Annotated in this window: 24 protein-coding genes; 15 read left to right on the top strand and 9 right to left on the bottom strand. The window is 45.7% G+C overall.

Annotated elements, in window-relative coordinates; translation table 11 throughout:
* The first annotated feature begins 172 nt into the window (after positions 1-172).
* The 7 genes from QUA70_RS18705 (at position 173) to QUA70_RS18675 (ending at position 8,477) form a co-directional block, all read left to right on the top strand.
* Positions 173-823, top strand: a complete 651-nt coding sequence (locus QUA70_RS18705) for a DUF3386 domain-containing protein (RefSeq protein WP_333259261.1) — start codon at positions 173-175, stop codon at positions 821-823.
* A 280-nt stretch (positions 824-1,103) separates the two neighbouring features.
* Positions 1,104-1,340 (top strand): NifU family protein, encoded by a 237-nt coding sequence (locus QUA70_RS18700; protein WP_006632519.1) that lies wholly within the window; start codon positions 1,104-1,106, stop codon positions 1,338-1,340.
* 178 nt (positions 1,341-1,518) lie between these two features.
* Positions 1,519-3,765 carry a glycoside hydrolase gene (locus QUA70_RS18695; RefSeq protein ID WP_333349172.1) on the top strand — a complete coding sequence of 749 codons (2,247 nt, stop codon included), beginning with the start codon at positions 1,519-1,521 and terminating at the stop codon, positions 3,763-3,765.
* Positions 3,766-4,128: 363 nt separating this feature from the next.
* On the top strand, positions 4,129-6,693 hold the full coding sequence (locus QUA70_RS18690; protein WP_333349170.1) for a PAS domain S-box protein: 2,565 nt from the start codon (positions 4,129-4,131) through the stop codon (positions 6,691-6,693).
* A 389-nt stretch (positions 6,694-7,082) separates the two neighbouring features.
* On the top strand, positions 7,083-7,475 hold the full coding sequence (locus QUA70_RS18685; protein WP_333046072.1) for a response regulator: 393 nt from the start codon (positions 7,083-7,085) through the stop codon (positions 7,473-7,475).
* 465 nt (positions 7,476-7,940) lie between these two features.
* Complete coding sequence (locus QUA70_RS18680) at positions 7,941-8,159, top strand: hypothetical protein (RefSeq protein ID WP_333332307.1); 219 nt, start codon at positions 7,941-7,943, stop codon at positions 8,157-8,159.
* Between the two features lie 105 nt (positions 8,160-8,264).
* Entirely contained in the window at positions 8,265-8,477 is a 213-nt protein-coding gene (locus tag QUA70_RS18675; RefSeq protein ID WP_333349168.1) for a hypothetical protein, read from the top strand.
* Between the two features lie 206 nt (positions 8,478-8,683).
* Here the strand turns inward: QUA70_RS18675 and QUA70_RS18670 are convergent, their stop codons facing one another.
* A complete protein-coding gene (locus QUA70_RS18670) occupies positions 8,684-8,827 on the bottom strand; it encodes a chlorophyll a/b-binding protein (protein WP_015176459.1) in 144 nt (47 codons plus the stop codon).
* A gap of 695 nt (positions 8,828-9,522) precedes the next feature.
* On the opposite strand from QUA70_RS18670, the gene QUA70_RS18665 reads away from it, so the two are divergent.
* From QUA70_RS18665 to QUA70_RS18655, 3 genes are all read left to right on the top strand, one after another.
* Positions 9,523-10,026 (top strand): NYN domain-containing protein, encoded by a 504-nt coding sequence (locus tag QUA70_RS18665; RefSeq protein WP_333349166.1) that lies wholly within the window; start codon positions 9,523-9,525, stop codon positions 10,024-10,026.
* Positions 10,027-10,400: 374 nt separating this feature from the next.
* On the top strand, positions 10,401-11,114 hold the full coding sequence (gene rnc, locus QUA70_RS18660; RefSeq protein WP_190739146.1) for a ribonuclease III: 714 nt from the start codon (positions 10,401-10,403) through the stop codon (positions 11,112-11,114).
* A 240-nt stretch (positions 11,115-11,354) separates the two neighbouring features.
* Complete coding sequence (locus QUA70_RS18655; protein WP_333349164.1) at positions 11,355-11,783, top strand: DUF1824 family protein; 429 nt, start codon at positions 11,355-11,357, stop codon at positions 11,781-11,783.
* A gap of 134 nt (positions 11,784-11,917) precedes the next feature.
* Here QUA70_RS18655 and glgA read toward each other — a convergent pair whose 3' ends face one another.
* From glgA to QUA70_RS18635, 4 genes are all read right to left on the bottom strand, one after another.
* Positions 11,918-13,345, bottom strand: coding sequence for a glycogen synthase GlgA (gene glgA, locus QUA70_RS18650; protein WP_333349160.1), 1,428 nt, complete (start codon positions 13,343-13,345; stop codon positions 11,918-11,920).
* Between the two features lie 452 nt (positions 13,346-13,797).
* The gene (locus QUA70_RS18645; protein ID WP_333332326.1) at positions 13,798-14,625 is read right to left on the bottom strand and encodes a S1C family serine protease; all 828 of its coding nucleotides are present in this window, start codon (positions 14,623-14,625) and stop codon (positions 13,798-13,800) included.
* Positions 14,626-14,986: 361 nt separating this feature from the next.
* On the bottom strand, positions 14,987-15,958 hold the full coding sequence (hemC, locus tag QUA70_RS18640; protein ID WP_333332329.1) for a hydroxymethylbilane synthase: 972 nt from the start codon (positions 15,956-15,958) through the stop codon (positions 14,987-14,989).
* Between the two features lie 71 nt (positions 15,959-16,029).
* Positions 16,030-16,191, bottom strand: a complete 162-nt coding sequence (locus QUA70_RS18635) for a hypothetical protein (protein WP_333349158.1) — start codon at positions 16,189-16,191, stop codon at positions 16,030-16,032.
* 205 nt (positions 16,192-16,396) lie between these two features.
* Here QUA70_RS18635 and QUA70_RS18630 point away from each other — a divergent pair, with 205 nt between their 5' ends.
* Positions 16,397-16,852 (top strand): type II toxin-antitoxin system antitoxin SocA domain-containing protein, encoded by a 456-nt coding sequence (locus QUA70_RS18630; protein WP_333349156.1) that lies wholly within the window; start codon positions 16,397-16,399, stop codon positions 16,850-16,852.
* On the top strand, positions 16,853-17,293 hold the full coding sequence (locus QUA70_RS18625; protein WP_333332338.1) for an MAG6450 family protein: 441 nt from the start codon (positions 16,853-16,855) through the stop codon (positions 17,291-17,293).
* Between the two features lie 102 nt (positions 17,294-17,395).
* On the opposite strand, the gene QUA70_RS18620 is transcribed toward QUA70_RS18625, so the two are convergent.
* Positions 17,396-18,424 carry a hypothetical protein gene (locus QUA70_RS18620; protein WP_333332341.1) on the bottom strand — a complete coding sequence of 343 codons (1,029 nt, stop codon included), beginning with the start codon at positions 18,422-18,424 and terminating at the stop codon, positions 17,396-17,398.
* 120 nt (positions 18,425-18,544) lie between these two features.
* On the bottom strand, positions 18,545-19,108 hold the full coding sequence (locus QUA70_RS18615) for a hypothetical protein (protein WP_333332344.1): 564 nt from the start codon (positions 19,106-19,108) through the stop codon (positions 18,545-18,547).
* A 191-nt stretch (positions 19,109-19,299) separates the two neighbouring features.
* Here QUA70_RS18615 and QUA70_RS18610 point away from each other — a divergent pair, with 191 nt between their 5' ends.
* The 3 genes from QUA70_RS18610 (at position 19,300) to QUA70_RS18600 (ending at position 22,041) form a co-directional block, all read left to right on the top strand.
* A complete protein-coding gene (locus QUA70_RS18610) occupies positions 19,300-20,385 on the top strand; it encodes a T4 RnlA family RNA ligase (RefSeq protein ID WP_333332346.1) in 1,086 nt (361 codons plus the stop codon).
* A 131-nt stretch (positions 20,386-20,516) separates the two neighbouring features.
* Positions 20,517-21,365: a phosphatase domain-containing protein gene (locus QUA70_RS18605; RefSeq protein WP_333332349.1), complete on the top strand. Its 849-nt coding sequence runs from the start codon at positions 20,517-20,519 to the stop codon at positions 21,363-21,365.
* 91 nt (positions 21,366-21,456) lie between these two features.
* Positions 21,457-22,041, top strand: a complete 585-nt coding sequence (locus QUA70_RS18600; RefSeq protein ID WP_333332351.1) for a Uma2 family endonuclease — start codon at positions 21,457-21,459, stop codon at positions 22,039-22,041.
* A 69-nt stretch (positions 22,042-22,110) separates the two neighbouring features.
* On the opposite strand, the gene QUA70_RS18595 is transcribed toward QUA70_RS18600, so the two are convergent.
* Positions 22,111-23,646, bottom strand: coding sequence for a mercuric reductase (locus tag QUA70_RS18595; protein WP_333332354.1), 1,536 nt, complete (start codon positions 23,644-23,646; stop codon positions 22,111-22,113).
* A gap of 16 nt (positions 23,647-23,662) precedes the next feature.
* Positions 23,663-24,394, bottom strand: coding sequence for a TVP38/TMEM64 family protein (locus QUA70_RS18590; RefSeq protein ID WP_333332357.1), 732 nt, complete (start codon positions 24,392-24,394; stop codon positions 23,663-23,665).
* Between the last annotated feature and the right edge of the window lie 123 nt (positions 24,395-24,517).

Genomic DNA, 24,517 nt, shown 5'->3' with positions numbered 1-24,517 from the left:
TCAAATCATAGCAACCGTTAGAGAAAGTAAATTCTTGTTGCGCCCTAATTGCCAGCCCAGCAGCACCCCCAAGAAGTGCTCGCCAGGAGTGCGGGTAACTCCCCTACCCAGTGAATGTGGGGCTTCTCGCGGTTAAGCTAAACTAGATGGGTGTCAAGAGAAAGAGGGATTTATGACAGAGCAAGCCAACGCTCGCGATTTGTTTCGCGCTGCTTACGAACACCGCTATACCTGGGATGCCAATTTTCCCGGTTACAGTGCCGATATTGAACTCAAACAGGGCGACGAAGTATATACGGGTCATGTTTCCATCAAACCCGACATGAGCGTGGAAGTCAGCGGCATTGAAGATGAGGAAGTGCAGCAAAGCGTTTACACCCAAATGCGCGATATTGTCACCCACCGCAAGCGCTCGACATTTGAAAAATCTCACGGCAAAAATAGCTTCACCCTGGGCGAGAAGGACAGCACCGACGCTGTGGACATCTTGGTGCAAGGCGACTCAATGGGATCGAATTATAAAATCCGAGGTCTCTCAATTTGTCAAGTCAGCCGGGTGATGGGCCGCATGGCTTTCGTAATTGACACGCACAAAAGCTTAGAGACACCCGAAGGTTCTTTGGCCAGCCACTACGATGCCGTTTTCCGCAACCCTCAAACAGACGAAATCATCAAAGAACTCGAATTTGAAGATACCTTTGAGAAGATAGGCGACTATTATGTCATGACCAAGCAAGTAGTTCGAGCCAAAGAAAAAGGTCAACTGACAACAACCGAGTTCAACTACTCCAACGTCAAACTGCTAGAACCAGCAGTAGTGTAGCGCGATCAAAAACCCGATTTCTTAAATAAAACGGGTTTTTTTGGTTAACGTATCAGAATCAACTTGATTTGGCGGCAAGTAACGCTACGATCGAACGAGAGAGCTAATTGGGATCGAGCATCAGCGTGACAGAAACCGGGTTTCCTGCCGCGGGCTCACCTGAGTGCCTAAGTATTTTATCAAAAAACCCGGTTTCTTAAATCCCGCGCGGGTTGAGAATGCTGTCCTTGAGTCAAATCGAACTTTCATCAACTGCAATAAATCATCACAGAGGCGAAATATGACACTAGCACTAACCAGAGATAACGTCGAAACAGTTCTCGATGAAATGCGCCCCTACCTGATATCCGATGGCGGCAACGTCGAACTCGTAGAAATTGACGGCCCAGTGGTACACCTGAGACTGCAAGGAGCTTGTGGCTCTTGCCCGAGTTCCACAATGACTCTGAGAATGGGCATTGAACGTCGCCTGCGCGAGGCTATCCCAGAAATTGCCGAAGTCGAACAGGTAATGTAATTAGTCAGTTGGCAATTGGCAGTTGGCAGTTGACAGTTGACTGTTGACTGTTGACTGTTACCAATTACCAGTTGACAGTTGACAGTTGACTGTTACCAATTACCAAATTTAATTGCCAATTACCAATTACCAAGTTTAATTACCAATTACCAAATTTAATTACCAATTACTAAATTCAATGTCTCATCCCCTTTACGTAGCCTTCATTTGGCACCAACACCAACCCCTCTACAAATCCCGAGTATCAGCTAGCACAGGAGCATCCGAGTACCGACTGCCCTGGGTGCGCTTGCACGGAGTCAAAGACTACTTGGATTTAGTCCTACTTCTGGCAAAATATCCCAAGCTGCATCAAACTGTAAACCTGGTTCCTTCCTTGATTTTGCAGATAGAAGACTGCATTGCAGACAAAGCATTAGACCCTTACTTGGCGGTGACATTAAAGCCAACAGAAACTTTAAACATCCACGAACAAGAGTTTATTTTAGAACACTTCTTTGACGCCAATTACCACACCCTGATTCAGCCCCACCCTCGCTACGCTCAACTCTACACTCAGCGGCAGGAAAAAGGCATTCAGTGGTGTTTGGCAAACTGGAAGTTGCAGGATTTTAGCGACTTGCTGGCGTGGCATAATTTAGCTTGGATTGACCCGCTGTTTTGGGACGACCCCCAGATTGCAGGGTGGCTGAAACAAGGACAAAATTTTAGTTTGGTAGACAGAAAAAACATCTACTCCAAACAAAAAGAAATCCTTGCCAGAATCATTCCCCAGCACCGTAAAATGCAAGTTGAGGGACAGTTGGAAGTCTCTACCACCCCCTACACGCACCCGATTTTACCGCTGCTTGCTGACACTAATGGCGGCCGCATAGCTATTCCCAACATGACGCTGCCACAACACAGGTTTCAGTGGGAAGAAGATATTCCGCGACACTTGAGAAAATCCTGGGAAATGTATCAAGACCGGTTTGATTGCCAACCGCGCGGTTTGTGGCCGTCGGAACAAGCCGTCAGCCCGGAAATTTTGCCCTATATTGCTAAACAAGGCTTTAAATGGATAGTCTCGGATGAAGCAGTATTGGGATCGACAATTAAACACTTTTTCAACCGCGACGCGGCGGGGAATGTCTACGAACCAGAATTGTTATATCGCCCTTACCGTTTAGAAACTCCTGACGGCGATTTGGCCATAGTATTTAGAGACCACAGATTGTCCGACTTGATCGGGTTTACCTACGGTTCGATGGAACCGGAAAAAGCAGCATCAGATTTAGTGGGACACTTAGAAGCGATCGGCAGAACTCTCAAACACCGACAGTCCGACGGCCCAACAGCTTTAGAAAATCCCTGGTTAGTTACGATCGCCCTAGACGGCGAAAATTGCTGGGAATTCTATCCCCAAGACGGTCAACCGTTCTTAGAATCCCTCTATCAAACTCTCAGCGACAATCCAGATATCAAATTAGTCACAGTCTCGGAATTTCTCGACCAATTCCCAGCAACCGAAACAATACCCGCCGCCCAACTGCACACCGGTTCCTGGGTAGACGGTTCCCTCACAACTTGGATCGGCGATCCCGCGAAAAATCGTGCTTGGGACATATTAGGGCCCGCGAGACAAATGCTGGCCAACCATCCAGAAGCCACAGAAGAAACCAATCCAGAAGCTTGGGAAGCGCTTTATGCGGCCGAAGGTTCCGACTGGTTCTGGTGGTTTGGCGAAGGCCACACGTCGAACCAAGATGCCATGTTCGACCAGCTATTCCGCGAACACGTAGCGGCAATTTACGAAGCTCTCGGCGAGCCCGTACCCCCGGAAGTGCGGCGGCAAGTAGAGGCGCACGAGGTTCAAGGCGACCACCTGCCGATGAGCTTTATTCACCCGGTGATTGACGGTATCGGCAACGAACAGGATTGGGACAAAGCCGGTCGGATTGAAGTTGGGGGAGCAAGGGGTACGATGCACCGGAGTTCGGCAATTCAGCGGCTTTGGTACGGGGTTGACCACTTGAATTTTTACATTCGCGCCGACTTTAAGGCAGGGGTGCGGCCGGGAATTGATTGCCCTCCAGAGTTAAATCTGTTCTGGTTTTATCCCGATCGCACGATGAACAACAGTCTGATTCCGCTGTCTGGTTTACCTGACGAAGCACCGCTAAACTACCGATTCCACCATCAGTTAGAAATTAATTTGCTGACGAAATCGATTTGGTTTCAGGAAGCAGGAGAGGGCGATGAGTGGCATCCCCGCATCAGCCGGGCCCAAGTGGGACTGGATAAATGTTTGGAGGTAGCAGTGCCCTGGGCTGATTTGCAGATTATGCCCGACTGGTCGCTGCGACTGATTGCGGTTTTATCGGAAGGGGAGCGTTACTCTACCTGTATGCCGGAAGATGCTTTGATTCCGATAGGGATGCCGTAAAAAGTCATTAGTCATTAGTCATTAGTCATTAGTCTGTAGGGGCGGGTTTAACAAACAAAATAGAACAGCCAACCCAAATACATATAAACCCGCCCCCAACTGAATTAGTCAACAGTAATTAGTCATTTTTTGAACGAACAAACAATTAAACAATTATCACTTTTTATTGAATTGGGTCTTCAACTCTGGCTGTCTAATGCCTTGATACTTTCGATCGAGTCCGGTCGATATAGGGCTATAAAATTTGTTGGTAGTGAGGAATTCAGTCCTCATAAACAAGAGGACTGAATTCCTCACTACCAGCCGTAGAATGGTTAATTTACCGGACATCATATCATTAGTCATGGGGAAATTAACAAACTAATGAGCCGTCTTTTATTATTGGTCGATCGCCACCAACAACTTAATTTGCCGATCGCACACCTCAACACCGAGCATGAGGTGATCGCACTCGATCGCGCTTTAGATCCCAATTCCGAATTTCCCATTCCCCAAATCGCTTTTGACTTGTGCATTCTCGATGAGGCAAATTTCGAGCGCATCGGGTCGCTGGTAGCAACATTAAAAGCAGCCGCCGAGCCGATATTTTTACCATTCTTGCTACTTAGCAAATCCCAAACACCTGTTCTTTCTGAGCACTTTTCGCTGCCTGCCAAACAACTCGATCGCAGAATTGACGATTTGATAGCAACCCCCCTCGATGCCGCCCAACTGCACTTGCGGGTAGAAAATTTGTTGGCCCGCAGGCGGCTGTCGCTAGAACTCCACAGACTTCAGGAAGTAATTAAAGAAAGAACTTTTACAGAAAGTTTGTTAAAGGACTCGCTGCAAACGGCAAACGAAAACCTGCAACGGGAAATCGCCAAGCGGGCCGAGGTAGAAACTGCACTGCGAGAAAACTCCTATCTTGACTCGCTGATCAATGCCATGCCAGATATTGTCTGCTTCAAAGATGGCGAGGGCAGGTGGCAGGAGGCAAATCGAGCGATATTGGAAGTGTTCGAGCTAGAAAAGATAGACTACCGCGGCCTCAAAGATTCTCAGCTAGGAGAACTCAGCAGTTTTTACCGCGAGGCGCTAGAGGGGTGCGAGGTCAGCGATCAAGAAGCGTGGGAAAAAGGTGAGCTTTCTAGGGGAGAAGAAGTGATTCCCCGCTCAAACGGTACTGTGAAAATCTACGATGTGATTAAAGTACCTGTATTTCACCCCGACGGCAGACGCAAAAGTATAGTGATTTTGGGCCGCGACATTACTCAACACAAGCAAGCACAAGATGAACTCGTGCGCTTGGCGTCGATTGTCGAGTCTTCCGACGACGGCATCGTCGGCAAAACCCTCACCGGGACAATTCTGAGCTGGAACGGAGGAGCCGAGAAGATTTACGGCTACTGTGCGGCAGAAATCAAGGGGCAGTCGATCGAGATTTTAGCCATACCCGAACGCCCCAAGGAAATGCCCCAAATTCTGGAAAATATTAGGGCTGGAGCCAGCATCGACCATTACGAAACCGTGCACTTGCGGAAAGACGGCCAACAGATAGATGTGTCCCTGACTATTTCTCCGATTAAAGACGCCACAGGAGCGTTAACGGGCGTTTCCACAATCGCTCGCGACATCAGCGACAGCAAGCGAGTCGAAAAAGCCTTTGAACAACTCCGCCACCAAACAGAAATGATTTTGTTCTCCGCAGGAGAAGGAATTTGCGGGTTAAACAAAGAGGGAAAAGTAACTTTTGTCAATCCTGCGGCGGTGAGAATGGCTGGGTGCGAATCGAAGCAATTGATTGATCGACCGCTCTATGAAAGCTTACACCGTTCACAGGAAGCATGCTCAAAGGCGATCGAGCAACTGTCATCTGCAACACACATCAATTCAGGCTCTGAACTTGTCCAACACTGCGCCCCACCGCAGGCGGGCAAACTGCTGCCGTCTCGGGTAAGTTCTCAAATTTTAGCCACCTTGGAAGACGGAGAGGCGCGGCGCGTCACCGATGAGATTTTTTGGCGGCGAGACGGGAGCAGTTTTCCGGTTGAGTACGTTGTCGCTCCTATGCGAGAAGAAGGCGAAATTATGGGAGCTGTGGTGACTTTTAAGGATATCACCGATCGGCTTGCCGTCGAGCGCATGAAAGATGAATTCATCTCTGTTGTCAGCCACGAACTGCGGACGCCCATGACCTCGATTCACGGCGCCCTCGGCCTCCTCAACAGCGGTCTGCTTGACGCTTACCCCGTGAAAGCCAAGCGGATGCTGGAGATTGCTGTCACTAATACTGACCGCTTGGTGCGGTTGGTCAACGACATCCTGGATTTAGAGCGGATGGAGTCGAGTTACAACACTGCCATCAAACAAACTTGCAATGTGGCTGAGCTGATGTTGCAGGCGGCTGACGAGATGCAGGGAATGGCTCAGCAGGCGGGGGTTACTCTGTCGGTGAGACCTGTGGGGGCGCAATTGCAAGCCGTTCCCGATCGGCTAATTCAAGCCTTGACAAATTTGCTCAGCAATGCTATTAAATTTTCTCCCTCCGGGGCTACGGTTTGGCTGAGCGGGGAGTTGACCCACAATCGGGATTTGACAGAAAAAGCTGGGTTGAAGTCGGTGTCGTCTCCGTCTTTGTTGTCTCCTGAGCCTGCCGCCGCCCATCCGCACTTGCCAGGGACGAGCTCGTCGTACATCGTGATTGCTGTGAAAGACCAAGGACGGGGTATTCCGGCCGACAAGCTGGAGATGGTCTTTGAACGCTTTCAACAGGTTGATGCTTCTGATTCTCGCCAGAAGGGAGGTACTGGTTTGGGGCTGGCTATTTGTCGCAGTATCGTGCAGCAGCACGGGGGCCGGATGTGGGTGGAGAGCGTTTTGGGGGAGGGCAGCACTTTTTTCTTAAGTCTGCCACTTCTAAGGGAGGGGCTTGCAACTGAAAGTTAATTTCTCCCCTGGTGTACCCAAAGTTACTGATTTTGTGCAGATTGTTCGTGAGAGTCATGGACAAACAATCTCAGCCTTTTGGACCAATCGGGGAGTGCGAGCAAAAATCGCGATTTGAGGTCGAAAAGCGGCTTTTTTTGGGGGGGGAGATTTTACAGCAACCGCGCCCGACGGTTAGGATATTCTTAATTGTTGAAACCCAGGCGGTCGATGGCAACGGAGGTCTTCTTTCTTCCTTCTTTTTACCTGCTCAGGTTCGCCGAAGGGTCTTCAACATCTACTATACAGTTTGGAAAATTTACTGTAAAGTCCGATCAGGTAAGATAATTTGCTTTACAAAATATTCACATTTCGCCTCTAGTCTGTGATCAGTTCTCATTCATAAAAAAATGTTAATTTTGACTGCCAAGCGCATCTTGGTTATTGACGATGCGGAAGATATTCGGGAAGTGGCTCAAGTCAGTCTTGAGGTGGTGGGGGGCTGGGAAGTCCTGACAGCGAGTTCGGGCCGCGAGGGTGTTGCTAAGGCTCTTGCCGAACAGCCTGATGCTATTCTGTTGGACGTGATGATGCCTGACCAAGACGGGCCTACTACTTTTCTACAGTTACAAGCTAATAATGCTACGCAGCACATTCCGGTAATTTTATTGACAGCTAAGGCTCTGGCTGGGGACAGGCGGATGTTCGCGGATTTGGGGGTGGTGAGCGTGATTGCTAAGCCTTTTGAACCGATGTTTTTGGCGGCTCAGGTCGCTGAGGCTTTGGGCTGGGAGCAAGAATAGATCGATCGCCCGCATTGAATTGTGCAGCTTTTCAAGCAGTAGTTTTGCAGGCAAAGAGAGTTAAAAAAACTTGGTTTCTTTGGTATTGTGCCTCAGCTAGAATCCGGTCGATCGCTCGGCATATCTGTGGGGACTTAGGGGCTGTGCCTTTTGTCCTGTCAGCTTAAGACTAAAAACCGCAGTCGGGCAGAGGCGTTTCAACCCTGCCGCTCTTTGAGGTGAAATTGACACAAATAGGTGATGCCTAAGTCCCTATTTCTAGTGCGTTCATTTAACCGGATTCGGCCTCAGCCATGATCTCAGTATTCCTACTGATTTATCGGGAAAATATAAGCTGGCAGGATTATTTTACTTTTTGTAACAACTCACTCGTCTTCATAAGTTCTTCAGGTTTTAGTTTTAAGTTTAAGCACATGGTCAGGGATCGTTCCTGACTGTTGGCAGACACATTGGGAGAAGACGACTATGCCCTCAGCTTACATTTTGCTACTAATAGTTTCTCTGGCAGCAGTCTGGATTTACTGGCAAACCTCTCAAGATATTTTTGTTCTTGTGGCTTGGGCGGGACTGGGTTGTTTTATTTGGGGTTTCTCTTGGGCTCCTTGGATCGTTCAGCTTCTGATTGTGGTGTTGCTGTTGGGCCTCCAAAAGTGCTACTTGCGAGACGCTCAAAGTTGTGAGTGAAAGAGATTTTTTATTGTTGTGTCTGGAGTGGAGATGCACCGGCACTCGTCAATCTTTGTAATGATTCGGTTATCGCTGCATTATCTTAAAAAGGTTTAAAATATCATGAATAGTTGCCCTTGTTGCTCCTCTAAATTGCTCCGCCACGCTCGCCACAATCGCGTTTATTGGTTCTGCTCGCACTGCTGGCAGGAAATGCCGGATCTGTCGGAGATGATTTTAGGTAACAGTGCGGGAACTCACAAACGAGACGGTTTGGTAAAGCTTCCTGCTTTGACTCCTAAATTGAGAATGTTGGATGCGGTAGGAAGGGCTTAGTTTGCTGGAGTTAGTCTCGTTAGTCTCGCGATAAATATGGAGACGGAAAAGATTTTTGATTGGGCCATCTGTTGGATTTTTTGATAGAAAATGCAAAAGCCCCCTTCCGTGTGAAGTGAAGGGGACTTATTAGCGGGGGGGCTTTTGCACTTGTGAAGGGGTCGATCGCCCGACAGAATTTCAGCTATTGTATGCAGTTAAGCTGATTACATCAAACCGATTTGAGAGAGAATGCCTTGACCGGTGAGGAATTCGGTAGCTAGGCCGATAACGAAGCCCAACATTGCCAAACGACCGTTCCAGGTTTCAGCAAACTCAGTGAAGCCAACTTTTGCGTCTTTGTTTTCCATGACCAGAAACCTCGTTTAATTTCAACCTTATGTAACTAAACTTAACACAGCAGTACAAAGTTTGCAACATATTTTTACATTTACTGTTCAAATGCCGGAGATAAGCGGGATGGGCCTGCAGGGAGAGGGGCTCGCAGGGAGATCAGGAGAGGGTTTTTATTGGGGGACGGGCGATCGGGTAAAGTGTATCAGGGCGATCGGTGTCAAATTGGCGAAAACCTTGGTGAGATGTCTAAGGATGTAAGGAAATTATTTTGAGTGAATACTTGACATCCCATAATTAGAACGCTAGCCTAAAAGCACAGCTAAAACTAAATAGCGCATTCAAAATCAAGGAATGTTGATTGAGTCGTCTTAGCTACACGGTGTATAAAACTGGGGCAAGTTTCTAGCACCCCGTTGAGCGGAAAGTAAGTCTAATGTCGTTTTAACAAGTTGATAGAAGCTTGAGAAAATCGAAACATTATTGAGTTCCATTTCCCTTCAACGGGCTGCTACTAAACTCGTTCCAGTTCTGTAAACCCTGTAGCTAAGACGCTAATCAAATCCCTACAAAGTTACAGTGTTTTAGTGGTAACAGATTGTCTGGTTGGGGGAAGTTCGTTTATGAGCAAACCCACAGACAACACTCCATTAATGCTAGATGCGTGATATGTCGAGGCTGTCCAGCCCACCTAATTTTAGGAAATAATACAATGGCGGACAATCATCGAAGCACAGGAAAACAAAAAAGCCAGTTTCAGCGAGTTGCTATACTTTGGGATGGTCAGAACGTTCACTTAAAGCAAAATGAAGCTGCATTATTGGTCGATTTTGCCAAATCAAAAGGGCGTTTGGATTGCCCAAAATTTTACTATAACTCGCAGAAGGAAAATCAACTTGATGACAAAAATAGGCTAGAAAATCTGGGCTTTAAAGGCATTGATGTTCCCTCTTTAGACCCAGATAGTGCAGATAAACAATTGGTCTTTGACTGTATTAAACGAGTTGCAATTAAGCCTTCTTCTGAGATAATCATCCTAGTCTCAGGAGATAGGGACTTTGCAGGTTTAATCACTGTTTTGATGGCTTTGGGTAAAACAGTCATAGTTTTTGCACGGCGCCAAAGTGCCAACGAAAAATTGATTAACCTTGTTGGTGAGGATAACTTTCATGATGTAGACGAATTGTCTAGTTTGTGTGCAGGATTGAAACCGTAACTTGAAAATTAAAAAAAGTTATCAATAGAAGCAGATAAATTATCTGCTTGAAGCAACACAGCCCGCCAGGAAATGAATTCCCTGGCTAATAGCTAAAGTCGGTTAAAACCGACTGACAGTTAAAAAAAACACAATCTTCAGTCCTCTTCAGAGGACTTTAGCTATGAGCCAGGGGTTTTAACCCATGGCGGACTGACGGACTAACGGACTAATAGTATAACCGCCAAATATCTCTTAAAATTCACCTCACCGCCGATAGCAAAAATCCAGTTTATTTGATAAACTAGATTCTCCAAACTAACCGCTATTTGCGGCTATTTTATGTCCACCTAACACCACCAAAGTCCACAAACAATAACCCTTACACAATTCCTATGCCATTAACTAATCCAACACAAGAGATAGAAATAACCCTTCCCGAATTCCACCATGAAAAACTGCTGCGCCAAGCGCTCACCCACCGTTCCTACGTCAACGAAAACCCCACATTCCGCGAAGAAGACAACGAACGCTTAGAATTTCTCGGCGATGCTTTGCTGACTTTTCTCAGCGGCGAATATCTCTATCAGCGTCACCCAGAAATGGGAGAAGACCAACTGACTCGCCGGCGTTCTGCCTTAGTAGATGAAAAACAATTAGCCAGATTTGCTACTGAAATCGGTTTAGACTTAAAAATGCGGCTCGGAAAAGGAGCTTATCGAGAAGGTGGGATTACTAATCCAAATTTGCTCAGCAGCACTTTTGAAGCATTTATTGGCGCTTACTATCTGGACACGCAAGACATGGACAAAGTTCGCAACTTTGTTCAACAAATGTTTGATTCTGTTCCCGAAAATGTTGTGGAAACTCGATCGACTGTAGACTCGAAAAATCGCTTTCAAGAATGGGTACAAGCCAATGGTGACACGACTCCCCCCAAATATGTGACAGTTCAAGCAGGAGGCACACCCCACAAGCCGGAATTTCTCGCTAAAGTTTATGTTGCAGAGAAACTCTATGGAGAAGGTAAAGGCAAAAGCAAAAAAGATGCTGAGAAAAATGCGGCTGAAGATGCGCTAGCAAAGCTGAAAAAACGCGGACTGATCTAAACTTGAAAACATTGGTAAAAACTACTAGCTTTTTTGTGGGATTCCGGCGTTGGCGTTAGCGAAGCGATCCGAAGGAAAGCCCTCGAAGACGATCGCCCGAATTGATGGCAAGAGCGCACAATGGGCTATAATCAGGGATTGCGCTAGTGTTACCGCCGTCGATTAAGGGTTGTAATGGCAGAAATTCGTTGACGAGTAGCCGAGTGTTGATCGTAATTTTGGGAAATATCAGAGCAATTCATGTCTACTCAAAACCCGACTACCCTAACTGTTGAAGAATCACAGCAAATCCTCAAAGATTTTACTTGTCTGGATATGCAATGTGTAGCATCGCCGCTGGAAAAACAGGCGCTGCGTCAAGCGATTTTGCTGGTAGCAAGTTTGTCGGATTATCAAATGTTGGGAGTGTGTGCTTCTTCGATGGATGAGGGGTTTTTAGCTTTAGAAGCTTATTTGAAAGCTTTGGGATATCAAGCTGTTTTAGATCCCAATGCTGTCTCGACCTTTGCTGGTTCGGTTTATATTAAGTTCAATACTTTGAAGGGCTCGTATTATGTTGACGGCTATCCCGGAACTTACCGGGGCGTTTTGATTTCGTGTCAATCTTCCTCCGAAGGTGGAGTTAGTGGCACTTACGGTCATTTACCTCTCGATTTATTTGTTGATTAATTTGTCAGTAGTCAGTAGTCAGTCGATCGATTAAATTGAATCAAAAACCGACTGGGGACTAAGCTTTAGGGTGCGTCAGCCGATCGCCCTTCGATTTATTTGAATTAAACACCGACTGACGCACCTTACTAAAATTAACCCTTGCCAACGATCAATTCTGCCTCTGGTTCCGGTGCGATTCCTTCGGGTGGCAGTCCCAAAATATCGCTGTACAAGTTGACGTATTTCCGGGCCGAAATATCCCAGCTAAAATCTTCTCTCATGCCGCGCTGTTGCAGTTCTCTCCACTTATCTTTGTAGCGGAAACCTTCCCAAGTTCTGATCATGCAGGTGAACAAGTCCAGGGGTTCGTAGCGATCGAAACAGTAACCGGTACCGGTATTGTCGATCGGGTTGTTGTGGGAAACGGTATCGACTAAACCGCCGGTGCGGCGAACCATTGGCACGCACCCGTAGCGGAGGGCGAGCATTTGGCTAATGCCGCAGGGCTCGAAACGGCTGGGCATGAGGAAGCTGTCGCAGCCTGCGTAAACGCGCCGGGAGAGGGCTTCGTTGTAAAGTAGTTGGGTGGACATCCGACCGGGATAGCGGGCTGTCATTTGCCAGAGTTGGGTTTCGTAGTAGCGATCGCCCGTTCCGAGTACAATAAATTGAGCGTCGGTATAGGCCATGAACAGATCGAGCATTTGAATTATCAAATCTAATCCCTTCTGTTCTACCAGCCGCGTCACCATGCCGATCAAAAAGGCATTTTTATTCACTTCCAAGCCGACTTCTTCTTGCAGCGCAATTTTATTAGCGGGGCGCTTTTCAATAGTATCAACACTAAATTGTTGATGGAGGTACTTGTCTGTGGCGGGGTTGTAAGATTCTGTATCAATTCCGTTCAAAATGCCCGATACTTTGCCACCGATGTAAGACAGCAAACCTTCCAAAGTTTCCCCATAAGCTGGGGTTTTGATTTGCTCGGCGTAAGTCGGTGAAACTGTATTTACTCGATCGGCAAACTGTACTGCGGCAGCCATTGTATTGTGACCTTGCATATACCAAGGACACCAAGTCATTTGCTCCAAACGCCAGCGCCACGGCCCTTGATAAGCTAAATTGTGAATAGTAAAAACTGTGCTGATATCCGGGTCTTGGCTCATCCAAACAGGTATCATCCCCGTATGCCAGTCGTGACAGTGGATAATTTGGGGCTTCCAATGATTCCAGGCAAATTCAGCCGCAGCATTGGCAAAGAAAGTGAACCTCCAATCTTCATCTAAACCGCCGTAAACGCGGCGCGGTAAGAAAGATGGATGTTGCATTAAGTATAAAGGTACATCGGTTCCCGGCAAAACAGTTTCAAACACCGAGAAGCTTTGGAACATGGCAGCCCCATCCCAAACAGGTTTTTTGGGAACGTCCATTTTGTCCGGGATAAAACCGTAGTAGGGCATGAAGATGCGGACATCGTGTCCCATGCGTCGCAGAAATTTAGGCAAAGCGCCGACGACATCGCCCATACCGCCGACTTTGGCGAGAGGTGCTGCTTCGGCGGATACAAATAAAATACGCATTATTTTTTTGTGTTCCTTGAGATGGTTAGTCTAGATTAAGTTTAAAGGGCGAGCGACACAATATTAACGCGCCGTCCAAAAACAAGTATAAATCTGAGTTGCTGTAGCGATCGCAGTTTACTCAAGAATGCGATCGCCCTTTTTCCATCCGCGTCGCTGTGCGGTGAAAAAAAGAGCGATCCTCTTCTGCAAGCTTCGCCAACGCCCGGACTACCCTCCCGCGACAATTTTCACGCTCTAATCAAATTTAGCAGTCACTTTCTGAGTGACGGTAAACATCAAAAATTGCATGAAGTTTGCTCATCTTTACGCATTAGTAAAACTGCCCGCCAAGCTATCAGTATGTAATTAAGGAAATAGCGATCGCCTTTTTTATCCCCTCTCATAAAAAGAGCGATCCTCTTCTGCAAGCTTCCCCAACGCCCGAATCACATATTACGGACAACTCCTGACTAATTCTGAGAATCCTCCTCAAAAGTCTCCTCAAATCCCGCTAGAAAATCATCCAAAGCTTCAGAGGCGATCGCCAAATTAATATTATCAGCATCTTCCCATCCCCACGTATTCACCCCAACCACTTGACCGGCCATATTAATCAGTGGTCCGCCGGAATTGCCCGGATTAATAGCCGCATCAGTTTGCAACACCTTTACCTCACCCACATCATCTTCGTCGTCATCGCCTTCTTCATATTCCTCGGGTTCGCGAATTGCACTCACAATACCTTGAGTTACAGTTGAAGCAAACTGCCCCAAAGGATTGCCCACAGCAATAACTCTATCTCCCACTTTCACATCAAAAGACAACTCTAGGGGAGGATATTCTTGGGGAGAGTCCACTTGTTCCCCTGTGTTCGGGTCGAAGGTAAAATCGCTAATTAAGAGTAATGCTAAATCTTCTTCGGCATTACCAGTAAACACCACCTCTGCCAATCTCAATTTTCCGTCGTTAGTTTCGACTAAAACCTGTTCGATTTCATCTTCTTCATAGAAGTAATCTTGATCGGCAATATCTTCTACAACGTGATAGTTCGTGACAATTATATCTGGCGATACAAAGAACCCGCTCCCAGAAGAAATCTCTTCTTCTGTATCCCAATCCATGACGTAAATTGAAACTACGGACGGCAAGACTTGCTCGACTACATCCGAAAAATTTCCTGCTTGAGTTTTAAACTCTTTCAATTGCTTTTGCAAAGCTTGTTGGTCTGCTTGCATTTTGCTATAGAGTTGCTGAACCTTTTTCAATTCCAGCTTTAATTGAGTTTCTCTAGCGCTCATATTTGGCATTTACCTGAAATAAATTGCTGATTAATTTTGGATGTTTGATTGTAGATTTTGGATGGGGGTTAAGAATTATAGGACTTACGAAAAAAACCGGTTTTTACCATAAATCTTGGGCTATACAGCGAGACTTACATCAGAAACCGGGTTGCTCAACACTCGTGCGGAGCGTCCTAAATTAGTCCGATATTTTTGAAATCTATCGAGCCAGTCCTATCTAAAATTTCCATCAAAAATCTACAATCAGAATGCTACTCTACCTGTGAAAGCAAAAGCGAACCGCCAGTTATTTTTATTTTACAAAAGGCGATATCTCTAGATTAGTCTAAAAGCCGTGACAAATAGATGCCGATCGCTTTTAGGAACCGCGCTGAACTTGGACAAATATTTCCTCCAAAATTTCACTAGCTCCCTGTTGGCGCAAGCGGTGAGCGAGGTCAATTCCGATCATTTCTGCAGTCTCGGCGGCACCGGAAACAGTATCTTTAACGAACCGCTTGCCGTCGAGACTCGATACCATTCCAGTTAAGGTTAATTGACCGTTTTCTATTTTGGTATTGACGCCGATCGGCACTTGACAGCCACCTTCTAATTCCCGCAGAAATGCGCGTTCAGCATAACATCTTTGGGCGGTTTCCGAGTGTTCGAGAGCTTTAATCACTGCCATAATTTCTGTGTCTCCGGCGCGGCATTCGATGCCCAAAGCACCTTGTCCGACGGCGTGAAGGGAGATTTCAGCAGGGATAATTTGGTGGATGCGATCGCCCATTCCCAATCTTTCCAATCCCGCAACTGCTAAAATAATCGCGTCGTAACCGCCCTCATCTAATTTAGCGAGTCGAGTATTGAGATTGCCGCGAATATCTTTAAATTCAAAATGAGGGAAATGATGCCGCAGTTGAGCTAGCCGGCGCAGGGAAGAAGTGCCGATTACTGCACCTTCTGGGAGGGTGTCAAGTTGCTTGTCTTTGTGCTTGGAGTGAACTACCAGAGCGTCAGCGGGATTTTCCCGTTCGGTGACGCATCCTAAAATTAAACCTTCGGGCAAATTGGTAGGCAAATCTTTGAGGGAATGAACGGCAAAGTCCGTTTCATTGTTAATCATCCCCGTTTCTAATTCTTTGGTGAAAAGTCCTTTATCGCCAATTTTAGCGAGGGCGACATCAAGAATTATGTCCCCTTGGGTGGACATGGTGTGGACTTCAAAAGTGTGTTCCGGGAAGTGTTTCTGTAGCTGTTCTTGCACCCAGTGGGTTTGCACGAGAGCAAGTTGGCTTTTGCGGGAACCGATGCGAACGGTTCGGGAAGGGGCAGATGTGGTTGGAGACATAAGATCGATCGGAGGATAGCTTGAAATCAGCCAATATATTCACCTGATCTAGCGTACCGCAGGTGGGGACTTTAATTGCTGGTTGGGATAATTCGGGCGATAAAATAGAAATACCAGGTTTTGAGCGCCAGTAGCACTGAGTCTTGATGATGTTTCCCATCCAGCGTTGGGCGTCGCTTGCAGTCCAGGCGATCGACTTCCGAAGCAAAGGCTGCTGGCGATGTACGATTCACCTAGCTGAGAGCCGGATGAACCTGGTTGACATGAGGACTTAACTTAGCTGCAGCGAGAAAGAATTAGCTCAAAAGTTGCGAGATTTGGATAGAAAAATGTAGTGGCGAGGGGAAAAGGGCGATCGTAATTGCGATTGTCCTTCTAAAGCCACCAAATAGCTTAGCATCAAAAGTGAATTTGTCAAATTACTAAAATCCTAAAACTATGAAAAGTGCTCTTGACGTAGCTCGTTACTTTTTATGTCGTGTCGATCGAGAAGCAGGCGATACCATTTCTCCTCTGAAACTGCAAAAGCTCGTGTATTATGCACAAGCTTGGAGTTTAGTCTTTAGAAGCCTGCCGCTATTTGATCAAGAGATTGAAGCTTGGGTTTCCGGCCCAGTTGTCCGCGATGTTTGGAATGAATACAAAGATTACAAATACAAGGATATTCCCGCTCCCCATTATTTTGAAAAAGAATTTGAGGAAGATGAACTCGAAGTCCTCGAAGAAGTTTGGAATGCTTATGGAGAATTAAGTGCTAAACATTTGGTCGAGTTAACGCACTCAGAGATGCCTTGGTTAAACGCCCGCAAGGGATTAGAACCTGCTGAAAAATCAACTAAAATCATCTCCCACGAGGATATGAAATCCTGCTATGCACCTTTTGTGGAGGCGTAAGTGGGGAAAAAAAGTCAAATACCAAAGCCATCTCAAAAAAAGCAACAAGGTAGAATTCCAGAGCAAGCAACTCAGTTAAATCGACCAAGCAATACAGATGATGAGCATCCTAGCTTCAGATTTACCTATGCAGATAAAAATCGTTGGGTTTTATCTAACTGGACATCCTCAGAAATCAATGACCTAATTGAAGGACTAAAGAAAATTGAGAAATATACTTGGGCCCAAATCCGATGTCACGGCTCAAAAAAACCAGGTGAATCAGTGGGAACGGGTTATAAGTTGATTGACAAGCATCCGCCTTTGCCTGACAATATTCCTGAAGATGCGAGGTTATCCGAAATGCGAATTGATGAGAAAAAACGGATCTTTGGGTTCCGCGTTCAGTCTGTTTACTACATCATTTGGTTTGACCGCGACCATTCAGTTTGTCCAGAATAAAGTTTATGAGGAGTGAAAAAGGGCGATTCCCTACCCTGCCCGAAGGCACGCGCGTTCGGGATAGCTTCGCTCGCGCGTAGCTTTTCCATTTCTCACCCAAATTTAACGTTGCCCTGCTTGAAGTGCAGAATTTGCTATCTGGACAACTTCTTGCTGCCGTGCGTTTCTCCTTGTGACTCGGTACAGCACCCCCAGCCTTTGCCACTCAACAAAAGCAGTGCAATAAGCACCGCAATTATTGAAATAAATCCCCCTGAATCCGCCCGCCAATTCAACGCTTCTGTAAGTATCCTGCGGCAGTTGCGAAGGAGGCGAAAACGGTTCATTTCTTTTAGCTTCGATGGTGCCGAAATAACAGGCTCCCGCGCGGCATCCTTTGCCTAAATACATTCCCACAATGTAACCGTCTGCCCCCGCTTGCACATCAAAATCAAGTTGTTGAATGTCAGATAAAGGAAGTCTACTCGGAAGAAAAACAGGCACTCGCGTTTTGCCTTTAATTTGCCGAAAGATGTTACTCGCCGGAAAACTACTGTTAGCTTGGTTTGCACTTGAGTTATCGGGGATAGGGGGAAACTTTTGCACAAAATTCCTCCACTGCCCAACTCTATTTTTAGCAATATTCAAAGTGGCAATAGAGTATTTTTCGAGCGCAAAAGAAGGGCGACCATTTTTCAGGTTGAAGTTGCGGCGAATCACTGTAATTTCGGGTTTGCCTAAGCCGTAAGCTGTGGCTATGGAACGGGCGAGATTGCAGCTAATTTTGAAGCGTCCCATTTCAATATTGCCATTTTCCGCTTGATAAGACCAATTGTAACCTTCAGAAGGGCGATCGCGATCGCACAGAAAATGAGAAATCTCAAACATCTTGGCAATATGAACATCGTACAACCGCAACTTGCGGCTGCCGGCCGATTTTGCAGTGTTGCGATCGGGTACAATAAATTGTATGGGTTGCCAGCTATCTTCAGGGGAATAATTAAACCAACGGATTTCTGTAATCGGGAGTTCAGTCCTTGCTAACGCTGAGTTGGGTGTCAAAAGTGCGTGAAGCGAAGCTATCCCGAAGGGAATCGTAAAAGCAGTCACCACACAAGCAAAAATCGCCGCAAATAGCCATCTTCCCCTCATCCTGATTTCCCCCGAAGTAGGTAAGCGCACAAAAATATAGCATTTTGTAAGGGGCGAGTGCGAGTTAAGATATATCATACAATAGCCGTAAGGTGCGTTGTGCCTCCCAGACTGCCAAACTTAACGCTTCCCAGCTTTAATAGCAGAATTTCCTATTAAAATTAAATCCGATTCTCGTCCGTTCTTAATGGCGACGGTATACATAAAACCCTGAGTTTTCCACTGAAGAGTTGCTGTGCAGTAAGCCCCGCAACCGTTATGATAAACTCCTTTCACTCCGCCCGCAAGTTGCACATTTTTGAACGTCTTAGTTACCCCTTCTAGTTTTGTAATAAACTCCCCGCCTTTTTGACCTTGAATTGACCCAAAAGTGCAAACTGTCGTACCGCCGCAATCTGGTTTATACTCGATTGAAATAGTATAGCTGTTTGCTTTTGCTGTAGTTGGATAGTACATTTTTTGCGGAACCGGAATCCTGCTGGGAATAAAAATAGGGACTTGCGTTTTGCCTTTTAACTTTGGCAAAATTTCATTTACCGGAAACGCAGTGCCTCCTTGAGCAAGTTGTGTTGTCCCCGATTGTCGCTGCGACAATTGCGAAGATCCAAAAACAACGGAAAGAGGTACTAAAGCAGTCAATACACCAGCAGAAGTAGCCAAAAGTAATAATAATTTCTTCTTCACGGTCTTTTCCCTTAATATTCCAATAGTTTAGTTGGGGGGCGAACCGCATTCACCTATGTACAACCATAATTCAAGATACCAAATTAACACTCGCTTTTCCGGGAAAAATGTTTTTTGACTATTCTTGACAAGGTTGCTAGAATATGAAGTCATATATAATATAGAGAAGGTGAGCAATTTAGGAGTCGATCGTGGAACTGCAAGAGTATTTGCGCCAGCACGGATTGGAAACCTTGTCCGAAACTTATCATATCAAAGTTACCCGCCACCGCCAATATCCCGATTTAGTCTGTCTGAAATACTCGCAGATAGAATCTCCCCTGGGCGAAAAGATAGTCCAGCAGTGCCGAGGCATTATTTTAGATTCATCTCAAAATTGGCAGATAGTTTCTTATCCCTACAACAAATTTTTTAATTACGGAGAAATTCACGCCGCTGCAATTGATTGGAGAAATGCCAAAGTTTACGAAAAACTAGACGGTTCTCTGACTGTACTGTATTTTTACAAGGGAGAATGGAGAGTGCAATCTAGCGGCACTCCCGACGCCGCCGGCGAAGTTAACGGTTTTGGATTCACTTTTGCCGAACTGTTTTGGAAAGTCTGGCAAGAATTGGGATATCAATTGCCGTCCGAAACCGACCAGTGTTTTATTTTTGAGTTGATGACGCCTTACAATAGAATAGTTGTTCAGCAAACAAACAATCAAATCGTGCTTCACGGCGTCCGCAACACTCAAACGCTGCTAGAAACCGACCCGAGTATTTGGGCCAATAAATACGGATGGGAATTGGTCGCATCTTACCCTTTAACTAGCTGGAAAGAAACGATCGAAGCGGCTCAGCATTTAGACCCGATGAATTCGGAAGGGTATATTATCTGTGATGCTGATTTCAACCGAGTTAAAGTTAAGTCGCCTCAATATGTGGCGATTTCCCATCTGCGGGAAGGGTTTTCTACCCGCAGGATGATCGAGATTGTCTTAACTAACGAAGGAGAAGAGTTTTTAGCTTATTTTTCTGAGTGGAGTGAGTTGTATAAAAAAGTTAAGGACAAATATCAATCTTTGGTTGAAGAAATCGAGGAAGCTTACCGACAGCACGAACATATCGAAGTTCAGAAAGATTTTGCATTAGTTGTGAAGCATTTGCCGTATTCCGGGATTTTGTTTTCTTTGCGGGCCCGAAGAGTTGCGGGAGTGAAAGAAGCTCTCCGTGATGTTACGATCCATAAAATAGAGGAGTTGTTGGGTTTAGATTACATCCATCTAGGTTTGTAGAAGAAGAAGGAAGTTCGGCAACGAATTCGCAAGGGCGGATTTAACGGATGTCAGGAATCAGGAAGAGGGAAGAAGGAATATGAATGCCCTATGCCCTATGCCCTCTGCCCAATTACCAATTACCAATTACCATGAAAAGAGTTATTGTACTTGTTGGTTTACCCGCTTCGGGAAAGTCTCAATTTGCTAGGGATTTGCTGCTGTCTGAACCTGCCAAGTGGGTGCGTAGCAATAAAGATTTGCTAAGAGAAATGGCTCACGCTTCTCATTGGTCGCAGGCGAATGAAAAGTTTATTGTGCAGTTGAGAGATACGATTATTTTGATGGCTTTGGAAAGCGGCAAGCACGTCATTGTTGATGATACTAATTTTGGCCCGCACATCGAGCATATCAAGGAGTTGGTTAAAGGTAAAGCCCTTGTCGAAGTTAATGATTCTTTCCTGCAAGTTCCGGTTGAGGAATGTATTAAACGGGATTTGAAAAGGCTTAATTCGGTGGGCAAAGATGTGATTATGAAGATGTACAATAAGTACGTGCGGGTTCCCGTTGCGCCGCCGGAATATAACCCGGATTTGCCGGATGCAATTATTGTTGATATGGACGGTACGCTGGCACTTCTCAACGGCAGAAATCCTTTCGATGCTTCGAGGTGCGATCGCGATTTGCCCAATCAGCCCGTTTTAGATACCGTTCGCAAGTGGCAGTCCAGCGCCCATATTATTGTAGTGTCGGGTCGAACGGATGACTGTCAGCCTCAAACTAAAAAATGGTTGCAGCAGTACGAGGTTAATTATGCCAGTCTTTATATGCGGAAAACCGGAGATATGAGGAAGGATTCGATTATTAAAGAGGAGTTCTATCGGCGGCACATTGCAGGAAAATATAATGTTAAGTTTGTGTTGGACGATCGCCAGCAAGTTGTTGATATGTGGCGGTCGTTGGGATTGACGGTATTCCAAGTAGATGAAGGGGATTTTTAAGGCAGGGTTTGTTTGCGCGGGCGATCGCAACTTCCAAGCCTTGTCCCACCCCTAATGCTACAATCAAAGTAACATTGCAAAAAATTTTGTTATGATATCCATTCCCCAAGCACCCCAAAAAATGACCGTTGAGGAATATCTCAAATGGGAAGCTCAACAAGAGATTCGCCACGAATATGTCAACGGCGAAGTTTTTGCCATGACAGGCTGTACAATTCCTCATAACGATCTTGCACTCAACTTTTACACTGCATTGCGCCCACATCTGCGTTCCAGAGGCTGTCGGATGAACGTGTCAGATGTGAAATTGCAAGTCAGTTTTCAAAGCCGTTACTACTACCCTGATGTGATAGTCAGTTGCGACCCTCAAGACATGAATTCCCGCACATTCATTCAGAATCCTAAAATCATTGTGGAAGTTCTTTCTCCCAGTACAAGTGCTAAAGATCGGGATGAAAAATTCACTTGTTACCTAAAAATTCCGACTTTGCAAGAGTATATCTTGATTGATTCACAAAAGATTTTTGTTGAGCGTTACTGTCGGGGAGAGGGGAGAATGTGGCTGTACTATTCTTACACTGCTGGAGAGATTGTAACTTTATCAAGTATTGGGTTTGATTTGCCGATAGAACTTTTGTATGAAGGTGTTGCATTTGAAACAGGAATAGAAGCATAAAAATACATTTTTTGTTGCACTTCTATCAGGAACAGGCAGTCAATTTGTTTGTGGGGTAATATTATCCCTCTACCGCGTCCAAGCCAGCCAGCGGTTAAACAAATTTTTCACAAACGGCGTCAAACGAGTGCGATTATAAGCATCTCCTGCTTTCCGAATTGCCTCAGCTTGTGTTGGATACGGGTGAATTGTGCTAGCAATCTTTCCCAAACCAATATTGTTAACCATTGCCAAAGTAATCTCGCCGATCATATCCCCAGCGTGTCGCGCTACAATAGTTGCACCTAATATTTTATCGCTGCCTTTTTTGACGTGAATTTTCACAAATCCTTCCTCTTCGCCGTCAATAACTGCCCGATCGACTTGACTGAAAGGAATTAAAAATGTATCGATATCAATGCCTTTTTCCTTAGCCTCATGTTCCCCAATTCCGACGCGCGCAATTTCTGGGTCTGTGTAAGTACACCAAGGTATTGTCAAAGCGCTGAGCTTTTTGCGTCCGAAAAATAGAGTGTTTTGAATTACCATTCTCGCGGCAAAATCAGCAGCGTGAGTAAATTTATGTTTCATGCAAATATCCCCAGCGGCATAAATGTGGGGATTAGTAGTTTGCAAGTTGTCGTTGACAAAGACGCCAGTTTGTGTATCGTATCCGACACCGACAGCCTCCAGATTCAATCCTTCGACGTTGGGCGATCGCCCTGTACTCACAATAATTTCATCTACTGTTACCGATGCTTCCTTACCTTGAGATTTATAATAAATTACTTTTCCTGCATTTGTTTTCTCAACGCGCTCTATTTGGGATTCTAGTATTAGTTGAATTTCTTCGCGTACAAAAGCCTGCTGCACAATGTTAGCAGCCTCCGCATCTTCCTTATCTAAAATCTGAGCATTTTTGTGCAGCAATACCACTTCCGAACCCAGCCGCCGAAAGGCTTGAGCCAATTCGCAGCCGATCGGCCCTGCGCCAATTACGGCCAAACGTTGAGGTCTTTCTGTCAGGTTAAAAACAGTTTCATTTGTCAAATATCCAGCTTCTTGTAAGCCGGGAATTTGTGGTTGTAGCGCCCTTGCACCTGTGGCAATTACTGCTTTTTTAAAGCGCAGAGTTTGACCTGCAACTTCTACTGTATTATTGCTACTAAAACGACCAGAACCTAAAAAAACATCAACTCCTAATTTGTACTGGTAGCGTTTAACAGAATCAACATCGCTGATTCCCGCCCTGATGCGGCGCAGCCGTTCCATCACAGCGGCAAAATCCACTTCTACGTTGTCAGAAACATTAACACCAAATTTACTTGCTTCCCAGATATCGCCAACAGTGCGAGACGATCGAATTAAAGCTTTTGACGGCACACAACCGACATTCAAACAGTCGCCGCCCATCAAATGTTTTTCAATCAAAGCAACTTTCGCGCCCAAACCTGCGGCACCGGCAGCAACAATTAATCCAGCGGGTCCCGCGCCAATTACTACTAAATTATAAGAACTAGCCGGCTGCGGATTTACCCAATCGGGCGGATGCAAATAGGAGACTAATTTCTGGTTGTGTTCGTCCATCGGGGGGACAGTTACGCGATCGACTTTTGACTGGGGCATTCGCAAATCCTCCTAATTAAATACTTTCTTCCAAAGCTTTGCTGGCTATCCTAGTGAGAAAAACAGTTACAGCAACAGTAGCTAGAAAACCGAGGATATTGAGCGACCATTTTGCTGCTTCTGTTTGAGGATTGGTTGACTGACATATCGCGCCTATCGTCGCAATATTCCCCACCAAAGAACCGGAGTAAACGTACATGATTGTACCCGGTATCATGCCCAAGGAACCCAGCACGTAATCTTTCAAAGAAACCTGAGTAATTCCCAAAGCGTAATTCAACAAATTGAAAGGAAGTAAAGGACAAAGGCGAGTCAAAAAAACGATTTTTAATCCTTCTTGAGAAACAGCGCGATCGAGAGCTTTAAACTTGGGGTGAGATTCCATATATTTTACCACGCGATCGCGGCACAAGTAGCGCCCGATCGCAAAAGCACATACGGCACCTAAAATGGAGGCCGCAAATACGTAAACTGAACCCCACCACAAACCAAAAATCGCCCCCCCTCCCAGCGTCAGTACCGAACCCGGTACAAACAGCACAGTAGCCAAGTTGTAAGTAGCTACAAAAGCCACTGGCCCCCACCACCCTAAATCCTCGATCCGCATTAACAGAGTTCTCAAGACATCTTGAACGTAGGAAGATCTAGTTGCTACAATTAAGAGAGCGAGCAAAAGGGCGAGCGAAAAAAACAACACTAGGCGTTTAAATTTTACCCTAGCATAATCTTGGATTTGTTCTTTTGCCATGATTCACCCGCAAATATTTATCAGCATTATACTCCAAACTTAAATTATTAGACCTCTTGCAAAAAAAATCTATGCTATAATAGAAGGTTTTCAATTTAATCCCCCTAGAGCTAACTCATAATT

The sequence above is a fragment of the Microcoleus sp. LAD1_D5 genome (assembly GCF_036702115.1).
Classification (GTDB): domain Bacteria; phylum Cyanobacteriota; class Cyanobacteriia; order Cyanobacteriales; family Microcoleaceae; genus Microcoleus.
The sequence above is the reverse complement of the archived record's forward strand: the minus strand, read 5'-3'. Positions and strand labels throughout refer to the sequence as shown.